Below are 16,091 nucleotides of genomic sequence, written 5' to 3' on the forward strand. Positions count from 1 at the left end.
ACAAGTATAGATTATTTTTGCAACCGCGTGCAAACATAATTTGTGGTTTTTTTGCATTGGCATGATACACAGGTTATCAGGATTTTTAATTGGACAGTTTATCTGGGAGATATAGGTGATGCATTGGTTGAAAAATCGACTGGTTAAGTGGTCGATATTGCTATTGTTTTGCTTCGTTATCCTCATCTCGCTTGCTTGGGTTTTTATCCCAAGCATCGTTTCAACTGATCTTGTCAAGCAACGCTTCGAACTTGTAATTTCGGAAACTATTGGCCAAAAGGTAACCTTTAACACGGAGCCAAAAATTACATTATGGCCCAATGCTAAAATTTCTTTGGGCGCGGTAACAGTGGGAAAAACCGAAATCAGCACCGAGGAATCACTATTAATCGCCGATAGCGTTTCTGCTGATATGAGCCTATTTTCTGCACTATTTGGCGAACCAAGCTTTTCCAACTACAAATTAGTGCGGCCTACTGTGCAGTTAGAGATATATCCTGATGGCACATCTAACTGGCTTCCCACCTCAAATATTTTGGGCGGTTTGTTAAACTCTAATGTTTCAACGCAAACAACAAATTTGATTGTAAGCGCATCAACAGAAGGTCCTTTTGATTCTAACTTATTCGATTTTCAAAACCTGGAAATTGAAGGTGGAACCGTTCTACTGATAACCGATCCGGGAAATGAACCTGAGAAAATATCATCAATAAATGGTCGAATAACTCGTTCAAGCTTTACAAATACACTTACGACCAATTTTGAGGCGATTGTTCGCGGCGAGAAGATAAATCTGAACATAGTTGATCTTGATACTGTGAACCTTATTCATGGAGAAGTTGTTGATACGAATATCACCCTCAAATCCGATCTCGTCAATTTCAGCTATAATGGTGAAATTCAAGCTGGCAGCAAAGTTTTCCTTAAAGGCGAATTGGCGCTAAACACTCCATCAGTTAGACGCGCCATCGAGTGGTCCGGAAGCGAGATAAAACCGGGGGCAGCACTAGGGGCTGTTGATCTGCAAGCAGACGTCTCAGGAACACTGACAGGTGCAAAGTTTGAAGACCTTATCGTCAAGATCGGGGACAATCGTGGCATCGGCATATTGGACTATTCCCTGGAAGATGATGGCCCGCCAGTCTTGAGTGGCACACTTGCCTTTAACACACTTGATATCGAGTCATTTTTACGTGCTTTCACCCCTTTGCCAAAATCAAGCGATGATATTGCCAACACGATTGATACACGATTTTTGAAACAGCTTGGATTAGATCTCAGACTTTCCGCGCAATCAGCAAAATTTGGCCCGGTCGAAATGTCAAATTTAGCGGCAGCGGTGAAAGTCAATCGCGAAGATGCAACGTTTAATGTTGGAGATGCAACCGCATATGGTGGTCAACTGATTGGCAAGATTTCCATTTCTGACAAAGGTATTGATGGTGGTGGCGAAATTTCCATCTCAGTTCGCGCTGTGGACTTCGATGAGTTTTTTACAACCCTCGAATTGGAAGGCCCATTGCCGCGAGGCACTGGGGACCTTGATTTGAAACTCACCTCAGAACGACCGCTTTGGGCAACTGATGTTGCGAATATTCGAGGTGGGCTTTCTATCACTTTAAATGACGGATCCGTACCGGGAGTCAATCTTGATCAAATCAAACAACTTGCATCAGAAAAGAAGTTTTTTGGACTAAATGATGCTGCAAATGGCAGTTTAAGCTTTGACATGGCAGAATTGGACGTCGACATTGATGGCGGGATAGCAAGCATTCAACAAGCAATCATTATGTCCGGTGACGAGCAAATTATTCTGAATGGCATTATACCGTTCGCAAAGGGTAGTTTTGCGCTTCAAGGAAGCGTTAGTCCTATAGCCAGTCAATCTGGACAAACGAGTTCCGAATCTCCCAAACCGACCGACAATGTCTTTTTATTCTTTATCGGCGGTTCATGGCCAAACCCAATTGTATCACCATCTGTTCCAGCAGTTAAGTTCAGATAAAGACAAATTACTTACACATTTTGAAAATTGCAATCGCTTCATTGCTGACGGGTGCTACACTGGCAGCGCTAAACATTTCTGCGCTGAGTTAGTCAATGATCTGGGATTAAGTTCCAGAACAATTTTTGATACAATAAAAACGGGATGGTTGGGCCATTCGTCACTTGATTCTAGGCTCGATTGTCATCGCCCTGATCTGGATCATTGTGCACTTATTCCGGCCACCTTCAAATTAGAAATCAAATGCACTGAGACCACTGACCATCTCATCAAGCCCTAACGGTCTCGTGATCGATGGTTCTGCGCGCGAAACACAACCTTGACGTTCGCACAGGCGACATGTTGGACCTACTTCGATATTTGTGAGCTGACCGATATCAGAAGAATATCCTATCTGATCAGCATACTCGGACGAGCAACATAACATGATAGCTGTACGACGGACTGGGTCGTTCAGCGAACCTTTCAGGCCATCTACTGTTCGCGACAGCGTAATAAAGTCTGTACCATCAGGTAACTTCACCTGATTTGTAAACACTTGACCGGGCAGCGCGAATGCAGAATAAATGCTGTGTTTGGGGCATGCCCCGCCAAATTGGGAACGAGGATAACCTTTTGCACCAGCGCGCCGGACTATGTTACCGGCATTGTCTACTTCTAATAAAAAGTAGGGGACAGCGGGTAAATCTGGTCGCTGAAGCGTGGTCAACCGTGTGGCAACTTGTTCAAATGAAACATTAAACTGAGCGCTTAAAGCATCGATATCATATTCGTATCGTTTTGCGGCTGTTTGAAATTTGGCGTAAGGCATAATCAATGCATGAGCTGCATAACGAGCTAGCTCAGCGCGGGCAATCCGAATAGCTTCTTCGCCTTGTAGATTTAATCCCTCCAACTCATCCTGAATTGGTTTTGCAAGCGCAAGCATGCCCGCTTCTATCGCAATTTCCCGCAATCGATCATGCGGTGATAATCGTGCAGAAATAAACAACCGCATTGAATGCCTATCAAGTCGTCGTCGTAGACTTGGCATGGTCCTCACGGGCAGAACCTTTATCGTTATACCGTGTTTTGCTTTCAACCAATCACGCAAAGATGCAGCTGGCTCGTCAGCAGAAATAAATTCATCGCTGAACTTTTCAGCGGCCTCATCAATCCTGCCAAAATAATTTGGTCGTTCTTCAAATGCATTGCGGACAGTATCAATAGGCAACCGAGAGCCTGATATCTGCATTGAGCTATCATCTTTGGCTAACATTGCAGATAAATCACTTAATCGCATCAACTGCTCGGTGTAGGCACGATAAAGTTTGACCATTCCCGAAGCCGCATTCGGTGCGGCATCAGCAACTTCCACCAACTCTTGATCTCCAGGCAATTCGCCAATTAGCAAAGGATCATTAAATACTTCTTTCAAGGCGCTCAGAGTGCCTGCCCCTTCGACCTGCAATTCTTGCGGATCAATTTTATAAACAGATGAAAGTTTTATAATGAGCGGCACGGTCAACGGTCGCTGATTGCGCTCTATTAAATTCAAATATGACGGGGAAATTCCCAAATCCTCAGCCATCGCTGTTTGCGTTAAGCCAAGTGAATTGCGGATCCGGCGTACGCGCGGCCCAAGAAAAACTTTCTGATCAGCCATTATTCTCCAACTTATTACAAGTTTTTACTGATTTTGATTTAGTCAGTTTTTACAAAATTTACAAGTTTACAATTTGTCATTGTGAAAAAATATACAACATAACTCTATTTTATGATCATTTCTTACAATTTTCATGGATATGCACCGCATTCCATGTAAATTTAGTCACAGAGAAATCATATCCGCAAGGAGTAATCTTAATACTCTAAGCAAGTATGACAAAAATTTACAAACTGGCAAAACCTCTACCTGTCAGGCCAAAATATAATGGAGTTGATTATGGCACCTAAAACACGCGTTAAAGAGAGAGCTGAAGAGCAATCACATTCAATGCCTGAAAATCAGCAAGCATCTATTCATAGACTTGCCAACGATCTTCATCGTTTGAACAACTCAATCATGAAGGCTGTTGATGAGGGCGTATCAGTCGAATTAATTCGCTCAGCACGCCACCATGGCGGCGGTGGCAACTGGGGTGATCTTTTGGTGCCGGTCATTGTAGCTAACAAATAAAAATTCAACATAGACAACATTTTAATAAAGCCTCGCGCAAGCGGGGCTTTTTCTTATCCAGATATGAATCCGCTGATTATCGAAGAAAATTTATGTTATAAATCAATGGCAAGCATTGCTCTAAAGTAAAATTTGAGGCAACACACTAGCATTTTTAAATCGATTAGATTAAATATCGGTCACAGTTAAAATGGATATAAATCATGAGCAGTCAGACCATTCCAGTTGAACCTTTCGATTATGTCGTTTTTGGCGGCACCGGTGATTTAGCCGAACGAAAGCTCTTACCAGCACTATACCACAGACAGGTTGCGGGCCAATTTACAGACCCCACACGCATCATTGGCGCGTCCAGAACTGAGATGAGCCAAAAGGAATATCAAAAGTTTGCGCATGCAGCTTTGAAAGAACACGTCAAAGAAGCAGAGTATGACAAAGGTGAGGCTGATAAATTTGTCAATCGGCTTAATTATGTCTCATTAGATGCGAAAGCTGATCGTGGTTGGGATGAATTAAAAAAGATTTTGGATGAAGGTACAGAGAACGTTCGCGCCTTTTACATGGCTGTTGGCCCATCATTGTTTGGCGATATTTCTGAACGCATCCGCGACAATGGATTGATTACGGAAAAAACCCGAATTGTGGTTGAGAAACCACTCGGCAGAGATTTGGCTTCAGCTCAGGATCTGAATAACACAATTTCAAGTGTTTTCGATGAAGATCAAGTCTTTCGTATTGATCACTATCTCGGAAAAGAAACTGTTCAAAACCTTATGGCACTTCGATTTGCGAACATGCTCTATGAACCACTTTGGAATTCAGCACACATTGACCACGTACAAATCAATGTATCAGAATCTGTCGGACTAGAGGGGCGTGCAGGTTATTATAATAATGCAGGCGCGTTGCGAGATATGGTTCAAAATCACTTGGTACAGCTCATGTGCCTTGTCGCGATGGAACCGCCAGCGTCAATGAATGCTAAAAATGTCCGTGATGAAAAACTGAAGGTTCTACGTTCGCTTAAACGTATCGATACAAAGAATGCAGACAAAATGACTGTTAGAGGTCAATATAAAGCAGGAGCGTCAGAAGGCGGTGCGGTTTCAGGATACCTGGACGAATTGGGCGAGCCATCTAACATTGAGACTTATGTTGCAATCAAAGCAGAAATAGAGAACTGGCGTTGGAGCGGTGTTCCATTTTACCTACGCACCGGAAAGCGTATGCCAAATCGCGTCTCCGAGATTGTAGTAAATTTTAAAGCTGTACCTCATTCGATTTTTGGCGATGCAGGCCAAAATATGTATGCCAATCAACTCGTCATTCGTCTGCAACCCGATGAAGGCGTCAAACAATGGATCATGATTAAAGACCCAGGCCCTGGCGGCATGCGTTTGCGGCACGTTCCGCTTGATATGAGTTTTGCCGAGAGCTTCCAATCCAGAAATCCGGACGCCTACGAGCGGCTGTTACTCGACGTTATTCGCAATGATCAAACACTCTTTATGCGCGGAGATGAAGTTGAAGCGGCATGGGAATGGATTGATCCGATTTTAACTGCGTGGGAAGATACAGAGCAACTTGCTCAGACTTATACGGCGGGCACATCTGGCCCCAGCCAAGCCATAGCATTAATCGAACGCGATGGACGTACTTGGTATGATCATGAATAACATTACCAATCACCTTTATGAAAGCAGACCGCAATTAGCCGTTAGTTTAGCTGATGATATCGTTATACGCTTAAGCGATGCCATCAACAAAAACGACCATGCATCTCTTGCAGTCTCAGGTGGCTCCACACCAAAACTCCTTTTTCAAGAGCTCTCAACACGCACCCTGCCTTGGGATAAGGTTACAATTATCCTTGTTGACGAAAGATATGTCGCACCAGATGATCCGCGATCAAATGAAAAACTTGTTAGAGAAAACCTTGCAAATAATGAGGCTTCCACCGTTAACATTCTTGGTTTTTGGAAGGATGGTTATGCTATTCATGACGCAATGAATATGTTGGACGCCAAATTCAAAGACATGAATAATTTCGATGTTGTTATTCTGGGCATGGGGCTTGATGGTCATACGGCTTCATTTTTCCCCGGCGGAAGTAATTTGACTGACGCCATAAATCCTACATGTTCAAAAGCTATCTTGGACATGGAAGCTGAGGGTGCCGGTGAGCCGCGACTAACAATAACATTGCCACAAATCATGAAAGCGCACTACCATGTGCTGCATATTGAAGGCGATGAAAAACATGAAGTGCTTCAACAAGCGATGTCCGAAGATGCAGAACAGATTTTGCCAATCCGGTCTGTTGTTGAAGCTGTTAAACTGCCGATACATCTATATTGGGCCCCTTAATCTAATAGGAATTTAATTAGCTAGTTGCTAGTTTGAGAAGGAAGACCATGTCCACTGATCAGCGCATTCTGGATATTACAAAACGTATCATTGAACGTTCGAAACCAACACGCGAACCATATTTGGATCGTGTCAGACAGTCCGCACACAAGGGACCGCATCGATCGAAATTAGGTTGCACAAATCTGGCTCACGGATTTGCCGCAAGCGGTGAAGATAAGGCTGATCTGTCAACTGACATAAAACCAAATATTGGCATTATAAATGCCTATAATGACATGCTTTCGGCTCACCAGCCGTTTCAGTTTTTTCCTGATATTATCAAAAAAGCCGCTCGCGAAGCAGGTGGAACAGCCCAAGTTGCAGGTGGAGTACCAGCCATGTGCGATGGCGTTACCCAGGGTGAACCGGGAATGGAATTGTCGCTCTTCTCGCGCGATATCATTGCAATGGCAACGGCTGTTGGTTTGTCACACGACATGTTTGATGCAGCTATTTACCTTGGCGTATGCGATAAAATTGTTCCTGGTCTGACAATTGCAGCTCTCACATTTGGCCATCTTCCAGCGATCTTCGTGCCCGCTGGGCCAATGACAAGCGGTATGTCAAATAAGGACAAGGCAAGAATACGCCAGCTCTATGCTGAGGGTAAGGTTGGGCGTGCTGAACTTTTGGAATCGGAATCCAAATCCTATCACGGTCCAGGTACATGCACATTTTATGGCACGGCAAATTCAAATCAAATGCTGATGGAAATCATGGGACTGCATATTCCAGGCTCATCATTTATTAATCCAGGTACTAAACTGCGCGACGCACTTACAGAAGAAGCGGCAAAACGCGCAATTGCCATTACTGCAATGGGTAATGAATTTACCCCAGTTGGAGAAATGATTGACGAGCGCTCAATCGTCAACGGCGTTATAGGCCTGCATGCAACCGGCGGCTCTACCAACCATACAATGCACATTGTGGCGATGGCAAAGGCAGCAGGAATTCATCTAACGTGGCAAGACATTTCAGAACTTTCTGATGTTATTCCACTTCTCGCTCGTGTTTATCCAAATGGCCCCGCCGATGTGAACCATTTTGCAGCTGCTGGCGGACTAGGCTATCTAATTGGAGAATTGTTAGATAGCGGACTTTTGCATGAAGATGTGCGCACCGTTTGGGGCCAAGGCCTTGATGCTTATCGCGTTGAAGCAAAACTGAACGAAAGCGGAGCTGTTCACCGTGTTGCGGCACCCAAAGAGAGCGGTGATCCCAAGGTGATTTCAAAAGCGTCAACACCATTTCGCGATGATGGTGGCTTGAAAATGCTAAAGGGTAATGTTGGTAGCTCAGTGATTAAAGTTTCCGCTGTCAGAAAAGACAATATGGTGATTAAGGCCCCGGCAAAAATTTTTCATAGTCAAGCGGCATTACAGGCAGCGTTCAAGGCTGATGAGCTTAATGGTGATTTCGTGGCCGTTGTTCGTTTTCAAGGGCCGCAAGCTAATGGCATGCCGGAGTTACATAAATTAACCCCTCCATTGGGTGTGCTGCTTGATCGTGGTCAAAAAGTTGCTCTTCTAACTGATGGCCGCATGTCTGGTGCTTCAGGTAAAGTTCCAGCTGCAATTCACATGACCCCTGAAGCGAAGAATGAAGGTAACATCGCCAGAATACGCGAAGGTGATATGATCGAGTTAGATGCAATTAACGGCACATTAAACGTGCTTGTTGATGAGGCCGAATTTAATGCACGTGAAATCGCGACTTGTGATCTTAGTGATAATGAATTTGGTATGGGTCGCGAATTGTTTGCTGCTTTTAGGGCTATCGCATCAAACTCAGATGAAGGTGCCAGCGTTTTCTGATTAGCGTGTATATATTAACGGTTTTATCAGATTACCTAACTCTGGCATTCTGCTTCACCCAGCTCTCTAACCTGGAACGAACATCCTGTACTTCACTGCGCAACCGTTGATAATCTTCTTTGCTGCCAACTCCAGAAGCATGTACTTCTTGCGGTGAAGGCTGACCTGCAACCTGAACATCAGGTTCATAACGGGTCTGCATTGTTTCTTGTTCAAGCGCTTGATCTAAGGTCGACTGAGTAGCAACCGGGTGCTGCATTGCATTTGGATATATTGGCACATGTTGACCGTCGGCATAGACAGCATGTTGCATTGGCGCCTGATATGTTGCGCCTGGCATCATTCGTGGATCGGTGTAGGGCTGCTGATGAACCGGTGATGATGCCCCATATGCTTGATTGTGGACATATGAATGGATGGGCACATGATTTTGATGATTACTCTGCCGTGTTGGTTCGTCCTGATTTTGGATAGCTGCTGGATGATTTGCATCCGAACTTTGTTCGAAATGGGAATCACGATCATCGATATATGGCGCGGCCCTCAAATCTACTCCAGCTGACTGCGATTTGTAATTTTGCTGAATGCCATTCCACGCACCAATTATAATAGCATATAAAACACCCAACATCCCTGCAATGAATGCAAATAGTACAACTGTAATTTTACGAGACATAGTTGAGGGAACATCTGGATATTCCGCTCTGGAGATGACTTGAATTTTAGAACTATAAAGCTCTCCCTGAACAGCCGTCTCGCTAGAACTCCTGAGTAGTTGCTCATATAATGCGCGTATCGATCCTGCTTTGCGGGTAAGTTCTTCTAGCTCCAGATTCTCTACAGATTGATCAGATGACTTGGATTTCAAAACGGCAAGTTGGGATGCCAGTTCAGCCTCAGACTGCTGAGTTCTTTTTGCATCTCGTTGTGCTGCAGCAATTATCCGGCGAAGTTCATCACGAATGTCAGATTCAAGCGCTTTTACAGAGGCCTGTGCAGCTACCAACTTTGGGTGCCTTGGCCCTAAACCAACCGCAAGTGAGTCACTCGTCGATTTTGCCTCACTATATTGTTTTCGTTGTTCAGAAAGCGTTGTCGTGAGAGCAGCCTGAGGAAAAGACCCGGATATAACTGCGTTAACATCAACCTTTGCCAACTCCTTTGCAAGAATAGTTTTAGCTATTTGCTCTGCTCTAACTTTTGTTAGGCTGTCACTTAAAGACTGCATCTCTTTTTTATTGATCACGCCTCCACCAACATCGATAATATCATTTTCGGCTCGATACTTGACAACAGCCTTCTCAGCGTCATCCAAACGCAGGCGCAGTTCATCCAATCTGGCGTTGATCGATGTCGACGTTTGATTGAAGAAACCTGATTTTTTCTGGCTGTATTCTTTTAGAAACTGCTCTACCAGAGAGTTTGCGATGATTGCTGATTTCTCAGCATTACGCGTGGTAACACCGAGACTCACGACAAGTGTTTTGGGATCACGCCCTACACTGATGCTTTTTCTCAACTGATCCAGGACACGTTTATTAACGTCTGTACCAATACTCGATGCAGATGAGAATAATTCCTTAAGAGCAGACCCTATGCCTCCGCTATTTCGGCTAAATTCAGGATCATTTGTCAGACCAAGCTCATCTATGGTATTTTCCAACACGCTAGTAGATGTCGCAACGCGCATTTGCGTATCAACAAGTGCAAGCAACAACTCAGAGCTAGCAGGATTATTACTCAAATCAGTATTGATTAAACGTAACTCACGCGGATCAAGAAATATCTGACTTTCAGCATAATATTTATGTGGTGTAGACAATGCGACCAACACGCCAATAAATGCCCCGATCAAAGCAAGTATAATTATCAAATATTTCCTTTGCCAAACCGATATAACAATCGCAACAAAGTCTAAAAGCGGCTTATCGGGGTCGTGATAATATGCTCTCAGCTTACGATTACTACGTCCCCCCTGTTCATGAGCGGGTTTATGAGATTGGTGAGAATAGTCCAGTAGATCATCATGCTGATTGTGGATTGGTTCAGATTTTTCTTTCTGTTGCTTTTTTTGCCGATTTGCGAACACATTAGCAAGGCTTCTTAGTTTGCTTTTTTGTGATGGAAGCGTATCTCCATCGTTTAGTTTTGAGCGCTGATGTTCAGATGCATGGCCGCGATCATCCTGCTTTGAACCAGCAGGTGCATAATCTAGTAATGAACGCCTTTTTCGATGCATAATACTTTATGTGATCCAGACAGAAGAATGAATTGTTAACGCAACTTAAAAAATTATGGGTAATAAAGTATTAACAAAAGGGCTTTTGGTCATGGTTTTCAGAAATAAACATCTCTAAATACAGCATCTTAAGACTTTTATGAAATAACTCAGTTTATCGAGGCAAAAATTACAATAACAAGCCGGGTTGAGTTGAATGTTAGACCATATAAGATCAACATATTTGTCCAATTTTGATAATATTCGATCCTACGCAATTCTTGTAAGCGGTTCTGCAGGGCGACTCGTCATTTCCCTCATTTATTTTATTCTTGTTGCAAATACATTGAGCTTTGATGAATTTGGGCTTTTTGCTGCAGCATCTGCGACAGGTATAATTTTATCACGTTTTTTTGCTTTTGGATTTGTCTCCCCTCTATACCGAATAGCTACGGCAAAAAAGCGCTTGCTGGGTGTCTATACCTCCGGTCTGATTGCGGGAGCAATCTTATCAATGCCAATCATCGCGGTTGTCGCTATCATTATCTATTATCTGATGTTTGCCCATCAGATGTTGATGATAACATTTTTGTTCATCGTTTTTGCAGAGGTTATATTCTGGAGAACATTAGAGGTTGCAGTCATCCTACTAAATGGCCTCTATAAATTCGGGCACGCCTCTATTCTTGTGGTCATTGGCACGCTTGTTAAGATGTTAGCATCTGCGTTATTCGTTTGGCTCTCAATGGGTGACTTACAAGATTGGGGTATCTATTACATTTGCGGGAACGCCGCTTCAGCCGCAATTGCTGTTTTATTCTACTACCCAAAAGTCAGGTTGCGATGGCGCGTATCCTTGTACTATGCCCGCTGGATTGATTCACTATCGGTGGCCGCGGCAGAGCTTACATATTACACTCAAAATGAAGTCGACAAGTTACTAGTTCTTGCCATGGGAGGGCCAAAGATTGCCGGTATTTATGCGATCCTCATGCGATTGATAGACCTGACTGCGCTGCCAGTTCGATCCATGTTGACACTTCTTATCCAAAAAATTATGCAACGGAAATCCATAATTCAAAGCCTTAAGAATCGCTTGATTTTTGAAGCTGCGATTGGCGGCATTTCCCTGGCGGGCATCATTGCCATGGCGCTGATCTTATCAATTTTCCCCAATCTACTCGGAGACAATGTCGCCGAAGTAACGCCAATACTTATTTTTGTTGCATTGGTACCATGTTTTAGAAATCTTGCTGAATATCATTCAGAATTGCTATACGGCGTCAACCGTACCGTCATTAGAACACGAAATGCGCTACTTCTGGGTATCCTAAAAACTGGGTTGCTAGCTCTATTATTGCATTATTTTGCTACAAGCGATATCTGGCTTACGCTGCTCAATGGGGTATTTGGAATACTCTACATTGCGTCATTGTTTTTGAGTTATCCCGCTATTGATAAGATTGCACCACTTCAAAAAAGTAACGTCTAAGCAGGTTTATAATCTAATGTCATTTTTCTGAGTTCTTCTATATCTGTATGTACGAATGATTGAATTCCGATGGCGACATGTTCAGAACTTAGTTCAGATAGAAAGATCTTTAATCCTTCAGAAGATGCATCGCCATTACTTTCATCCCACATAACCTTGCAGAGAGCCTGTCGGTTATCATTGTGATTGGCACCTTTTCCAATCTCTTTTGCGAAACGACCATAAATCATGCACTCGGACATTTCACGATTTCTAATGAGACATTTAACCCAGTTGTGGCCGTGAACTTTCTCAATATGGCAAAGAAGATTTTTTACCGTTTGTGTGCGCCAGGCAATAAATGTATTGATGTAATCATCATAACAAATATCCGTTTCTGCAATGCCAAGAAGTGAACCAGCATTTTTTGACCACTGCATGTGTTCCTGCATGCTTTCGTTAATCCCGTTTGGATTGCAATAAAAACGGATATCTTCACCAACCAATAAAGAATTTACATCAAAATCTTGAAGAAGAACGACATCAGAGTCGATTGATAACATGATGTCTTCATCAAGTTTCTCAGCAATGGCGAGGCGTCTAATTTGTTGTGCGTGCCATCCCCTTAATGGAAGCGAAAATGGTGACAACCAAACACGCGCATGCTGAGATGAAACAGGATCGGGAAACGAACGTAACCACCACGGAAATAAATCAAGTTCACTTACAATTACCCTATTCTTTCCGCCCAGTTTACTAAATGTTTCAACATCACACTCTTCAACAAGTAGATAATGTGTCCAATCACCCTTTAGATGCTTATCCAAACTCTCGCAAAGAAGTTGGCAACGTTCAAAATCGTCTGCATATGATGCAGTTATTACGGCTGTCAAAATAGTACTCAACCTTTATGGACACGATGATTATCGAAGATTCTATGCCAAAAGATGCGCCAAATGAACAGCGGATTTCCGACTATATATCGGCGCCAGAGGCGACGCGGTTCAAGCAGTAATCTATATAACCATTCTATACGCCATTCTCGCCAAGACACAGGTGCCCTAGGCATTGTCGAAGAAACAAAATCAAACAATGCACCAACGGTGAACACCAGCTTCCCATGTTCTGAATTAATATAGTTGTGCACCCACTTCTCTTGGAGAGGGCTGCCCATGGCAACCAACAGGATATCTGGCTTAAGTTTGGACAATTTTTTTAATGCTGTCTCGGTTTTATCATCATTTATGTACCCATCGGAAATAGGTACAAAATTATGCCACGGCGTTTGCTGACCAAAAACCCTCGAAGCATCTTCAAGAACATTTTGGGTGCCGCCAATCATTGCAATTGTCATAGGTTTATCTAGATACACCATTAAGCTTGGTATAAAATCTGTTCCATTCAAATTTGCCGAAAATTTATGGCCTTCAAGTATCATATTTGCAATATCTACACCAAAACCATCTGGCAGAATTGTAACATCGCTTAAGCTGTCTCGATATTCTTTATCGTGAACAGATATATTTGCATTGTTCGCATTTAAGTATCCGAAAACATGCTGCTTTTTGTCATCTGAAAATTTGCTCTCAACCGTACGAAAAGCCTGTTCCCACGTTAGGTCGAGCACATCGACACCCAGTATTTGGGTACTCCTTCTTTCTGACGATTGCTCCGTCATAGAGCACCTTCCTTTATATCGTGCAGGAAATTCGCAGCTTTCAAACCGACAGAAAGGTTAGACATCAATGCGTCAAGCTGACGTTGATGAAATTCATTTCCATCGATATGTAAGTTAACCCCTCCCTTAGTGCGTTCAACACAATCAATTAATGCATCTGCAAACTGATACGGATCTTCGACTTTGAAACAATTTTCGGGAATATCTGAAATACCTCGAAGTGCATTTTGTGTTGCAACAGCGGGAAGCCCCAATTCAAATGTTTCGATTGTTTTCAATTGAACACCAGTACCTTCCTGACTAAATAGTGGAATAACTGCACATCTACGGCAAAATTCACGTGCATCTTCTACTCGGCCTAGGAATTTGACATTGTCAGGCACGTCACTCCGTATGTTCCCAATATTACCGGCTATCGCAATGGTGTATTCATTGGGCAATTTGGGGACGATCTTAGACAAAAACCAGTCTAAACCTTGTCGATTAGCAGCCCAACTCCAAGACCCAATAGTACCTATATCGTATATCACATGTTGGTTTGCAGGCCGGACAACAGGTTTTATAGATGTCACCAGGGGAAGCATATTCGACTTCTGCGTTATATTTAGATCAATTCTATCTTGATCTGCTAAGGTCCAAACGTGAGATGCTTGTGCGCATAACTCAGTTTCAAGCCTATCTAATAATGTTGCCTCTCGCTTGAATAAAAATGCGGAAACACCATTAGCCGCCGCTGTTGCATTTTTGATAGCGGACGCTGATTCAACATTATGTGCAATGAAGATAGTTTTCTCTTTGCTAAATACCTCAAAAAAGGCACCAGCTAATTGTACAGAATTTAAAATCAAACCGTCAAATGGTCTCAAACCATCCAAATTAGACCGGATGACATCAGCGTCAACAGCAAGCATTTTTGCAGATGATACTGTCATTCCTTCGGCCACGGCTTTCATCAGCCACCTGGCTTTCTGCAACTTTGAGACTTTTGTATTTGTAACTTCGAGTTCACCCAGAACAATCGTCGCATCGGGATAGGCTGGCTCCTCGCCGGGAGTAAGAAAACCCATGATTTTCAAGTCAATACCGAGCGCATATAACCCATCTACGATAACGCGATTCGCGATATCATATCCCGATTTTGGATTTTTGACCGGAACCAATGATGACAAAAATATCAACTTCACACATATTCTCCTTGGTCATGGTTATACAGAGAACCTTTGAATTTGCTGCTAAATCGGTTCCTCAAATTATATCAAAGACATAAATCAAATATTTAGATTGTTTGTATAAGACTTATTAAGCTTTTGATAATGTGATTGAGACAGCACAGCCATTATGAATATTACAGAATATTTTCGTTCAAATAATGTTGATGCTGAGAGCATTGAACTCATTGTAACCATCCCGACTTACAAAAGACCCCAACAACTTAAGCTGACACTCCAATCGCTTGTAAATCAAACAATCGATAAAAAATTTGCTGTCATCGTGATGGATAATCACGAAGGTGCAGAAGGAGCGCAGTCTGCCAAGAGCTTTATGACTTCCGCTGACCTTAATGGCGCTGACCTTAATGGCGCTGACCTTAACGGCATTGTCATTCTTGCCCACGATAGAGGTAATTGTCATGCATATAATGCAGGCTGGAAAACCGCATTGTTGGAGTTTAAAAATTTCAGGTATTTGGCAGTCATTGACGATGATGAAGTTGCTGACCCTCGCTGGCTTGAAGAGTTAGTTAATACCGCTGAGATCTTTGGAACCGATCTTGTAGGCGGCCCTCAGATCCAGCAATTTAAGGCCGAAGCACATAATGTTTGGAAGCGACATCCAGTGTTTCTTCCACATTATGAACGAACTGAACCAGTGCCGATCCTCTACTCATCCGGGAATGTTCTTATATCGCGGCATGTTCTAGAACACATGCCTTCACCTCACCTAGACCCGATGTTTAATTTTATTGGCGGGGGCGACAGTGATTTTTACTCACGATGCAAACGTGAGGGTTTTACTTTTGCATGGTGTAACAGTGCTCAGGTTTTAGAAGACGTCCCAAGTCAACGTGCCACTTTTAAATGGGTCAATGCGCGCAGTTTAAGAAATGGGTCCATTTCATCGATTATTGATACAAAGCGCAGCAGGAACAGGCTTAAAACACTTGCAAAATCACTCGTTCTGTTGGGAATTTCTCCATTTAGGTCTGCTATCTCAGCGATCAAGAATAGATCAATTGTAATTGGCTTATATCATGTACAAGTCGCCATCGGACGTCTGCTAGCAGAAATTGGTGTCATCAATGAACAGTATCGCAATCCAGAAAACAAATAGTCAA

Annotated in this window: 12 protein-coding genes; 7 read left to right on the top strand and 5 right to left on the bottom strand. The window is 43.0% G+C overall.

The genetic code is table 11. From position 1 onward, the window contains the following. The first annotated feature begins 118 nt into the window (after nt 1-118). Nucleotides 119-2,005 (top strand): AsmA-like C-terminal region-containing protein, encoded by a 1,887-nt coding sequence (locus G3W54_RS15340; protein ID WP_162654146.1) that lies wholly within the window; start codon nt 119-121, stop codon nt 2,003-2,005. A gap of 232 nt (nt 2,006-2,237) precedes the next feature. On the opposite strand, the gene G3W54_RS15345 is transcribed toward G3W54_RS15340, so the two are convergent. Next, nucleotides 2,238-3,650, bottom strand: a complete 1,413-nt coding sequence (locus G3W54_RS15345; RefSeq protein ID WP_162654147.1) for a helix-turn-helix transcriptional regulator — start codon at nt 3,648-3,650, stop codon at nt 2,238-2,240. A gap of 279 nt (nt 3,651-3,929) precedes the next feature. On the opposite strand from G3W54_RS15345, the gene G3W54_RS15350 reads away from it, so the two are divergent. From G3W54_RS15350 to edd, 4 genes are all read left to right on the top strand, one after another. Next, a complete protein-coding gene (locus G3W54_RS15350; RefSeq protein ID WP_162654148.1) occupies nt 3,930-4,163 on the top strand; it encodes a hypothetical protein in 234 nt (77 codons plus the stop codon). 203 nt (nt 4,164-4,366) lie between these two features. Beyond that, nucleotides 4,367-5,839, top strand: coding sequence for a glucose-6-phosphate dehydrogenase (gene zwf, locus G3W54_RS15355; RefSeq protein ID WP_162654149.1), 1,473 nt, complete (start codon nt 4,367-4,369; stop codon nt 5,837-5,839). Then, nucleotides 5,826-6,530: a 6-phosphogluconolactonase gene (gene pgl, locus G3W54_RS15360; RefSeq protein WP_244627953.1), complete on the top strand. Its 705-nt coding sequence runs from the start codon at nt 5,826-5,828 to the stop codon at nt 6,528-6,530. The genes zwf and pgl overlap by 14 nt, the downstream gene beginning before the upstream one ends. Before the next feature lie 47 nt (nt 6,531-6,577). Further along, nucleotides 6,578-8,389, top strand: coding sequence for a phosphogluconate dehydratase (edd, locus tag G3W54_RS15365; protein ID WP_162654150.1), 1,812 nt, complete (start codon nt 6,578-6,580; stop codon nt 8,387-8,389). A gap of 31 nt (nt 8,390-8,420) precedes the next feature. Here the strand turns inward: edd and G3W54_RS15370 are convergent, their stop codons facing one another. Next, complete coding sequence (locus tag G3W54_RS15370) at nt 8,421-10,628, bottom strand: GumC family protein (protein WP_162654151.1); 2,208 nt, start codon at nt 10,626-10,628, stop codon at nt 8,421-8,423. 196 nt (nt 10,629-10,824) lie between these two features. On the opposite strand from G3W54_RS15370, the gene G3W54_RS15375 reads away from it, so the two are divergent. Beyond that, nucleotides 10,825-12,099: a lipopolysaccharide biosynthesis protein gene (locus G3W54_RS15375; RefSeq protein WP_162654152.1), complete on the top strand. Its 1,275-nt coding sequence runs from the start codon at nt 10,825-10,827 to the stop codon at nt 12,097-12,099. On the opposite strand, the gene G3W54_RS15380 is transcribed toward G3W54_RS15375, so the two are convergent. Genes G3W54_RS15380 through G3W54_RS15390 form a run of 3 tightly spaced genes read right to left on the bottom strand, consistent with a single transcriptional unit; the run spans nt 12,096 to nt 14,940 of the window. After that, nucleotides 12,096-12,971 carry a DUF6492 family protein gene (locus tag G3W54_RS15380; RefSeq protein ID WP_162654153.1) on the bottom strand — a complete coding sequence of 292 codons (876 nt, stop codon included), beginning with the start codon at nt 12,969-12,971 and terminating at the stop codon, nt 12,096-12,098. The genes G3W54_RS15375 and G3W54_RS15380 overlap by 4 nt on opposite strands. 8 nt (nt 12,972-12,979) lie before the next feature. Further along, nucleotides 12,980-13,756 (bottom strand): WecB/TagA/CpsF family glycosyltransferase, encoded by a 777-nt coding sequence (locus G3W54_RS15385; protein ID WP_162654154.1) that lies wholly within the window; start codon nt 13,754-13,756, stop codon nt 12,980-12,982. After that, nucleotides 13,753-14,940 (bottom strand): glycosyltransferase, encoded by a 1,188-nt coding sequence (locus G3W54_RS15390; protein ID WP_162654155.1) that lies wholly within the window; start codon nt 14,938-14,940, stop codon nt 13,753-13,755. The genes G3W54_RS15385 and G3W54_RS15390 overlap by 4 nt, the downstream gene beginning before the upstream one ends. A gap of 154 nt (nt 14,941-15,094) precedes the next feature. Between G3W54_RS15390 and G3W54_RS15395 the strand changes: the two genes are divergently transcribed. Continuing rightward, complete coding sequence (locus G3W54_RS15395; RefSeq protein ID WP_162654156.1) at nt 15,095-16,087, top strand: glycosyltransferase; 993 nt, start codon at nt 15,095-15,097, stop codon at nt 16,085-16,087. The last annotated feature ends 4 nt before the right edge of the window (nt 16,088-16,091 follow it).

The organism is Lentilitoribacter sp. Alg239-R112 (assembly GCF_900537175.1).
GTDB lineage: Bacteria > Pseudomonadota > Alphaproteobacteria > Rhizobiales > Rhizobiaceae > Lentilitoribacter.

Excerpts from the sequence above, each read along its gene's own strand:
- G3W54_RS15340 (WP_162654146.1), top strand. The coding sequence starts at position 119 with ATGCATTGGTTGAAAAATCGACTGGTTAAGTGGTCGATATTGCTATTG.
- G3W54_RS15345 (WP_162654147.1), bottom strand. The coding sequence starts at position 3,650 with ATGGCTGATCAGAAAGTTTTTCTTGGGCCGCGCGTACGCCGGATCCGC.
- G3W54_RS15350 (WP_162654148.1), top strand. The coding sequence starts at position 3,930 with ATGGCACCTAAAACACGCGTTAAAGAGAGAGCTGAAGAGCAATCACAT.
- zwf (WP_162654149.1), top strand. The coding sequence starts at position 4,367 with ATGAGCAGTCAGACCATTCCAGTTGAACCTTTCGATTATGTCGTTTTT.
- pgl (WP_244627953.1), top strand. The coding sequence starts at position 5,826 with ATGATCATGAATAACATTACCAATCACCTTTATGAAAGCAGACCGCAA.
- edd (WP_162654150.1), top strand. The coding sequence starts at position 6,578 with ATGTCCACTGATCAGCGCATTCTGGATATTACAAAACGTATCATTGAA.
- G3W54_RS15370 (WP_162654151.1), bottom strand. The coding sequence starts at position 10,628 with ATGCATCGAAAAAGGCGTTCATTACTAGATTATGCACCTGCTGGTTCA.
- G3W54_RS15375 (WP_162654152.1), top strand. The coding sequence starts at position 10,825 with ATGTTAGACCATATAAGATCAACATATTTGTCCAATTTTGATAATATT.
- G3W54_RS15385 (WP_162654154.1), bottom strand. The coding sequence starts at position 13,756 with ATGACGGAGCAATCGTCAGAAAGAAGGAGTACCCAAATACTGGGTGTC.
- G3W54_RS15395 (WP_162654156.1), top strand. The coding sequence starts at position 15,095 with ATGAATATTACAGAATATTTTCGTTCAAATAATGTTGATGCTGAGAGC.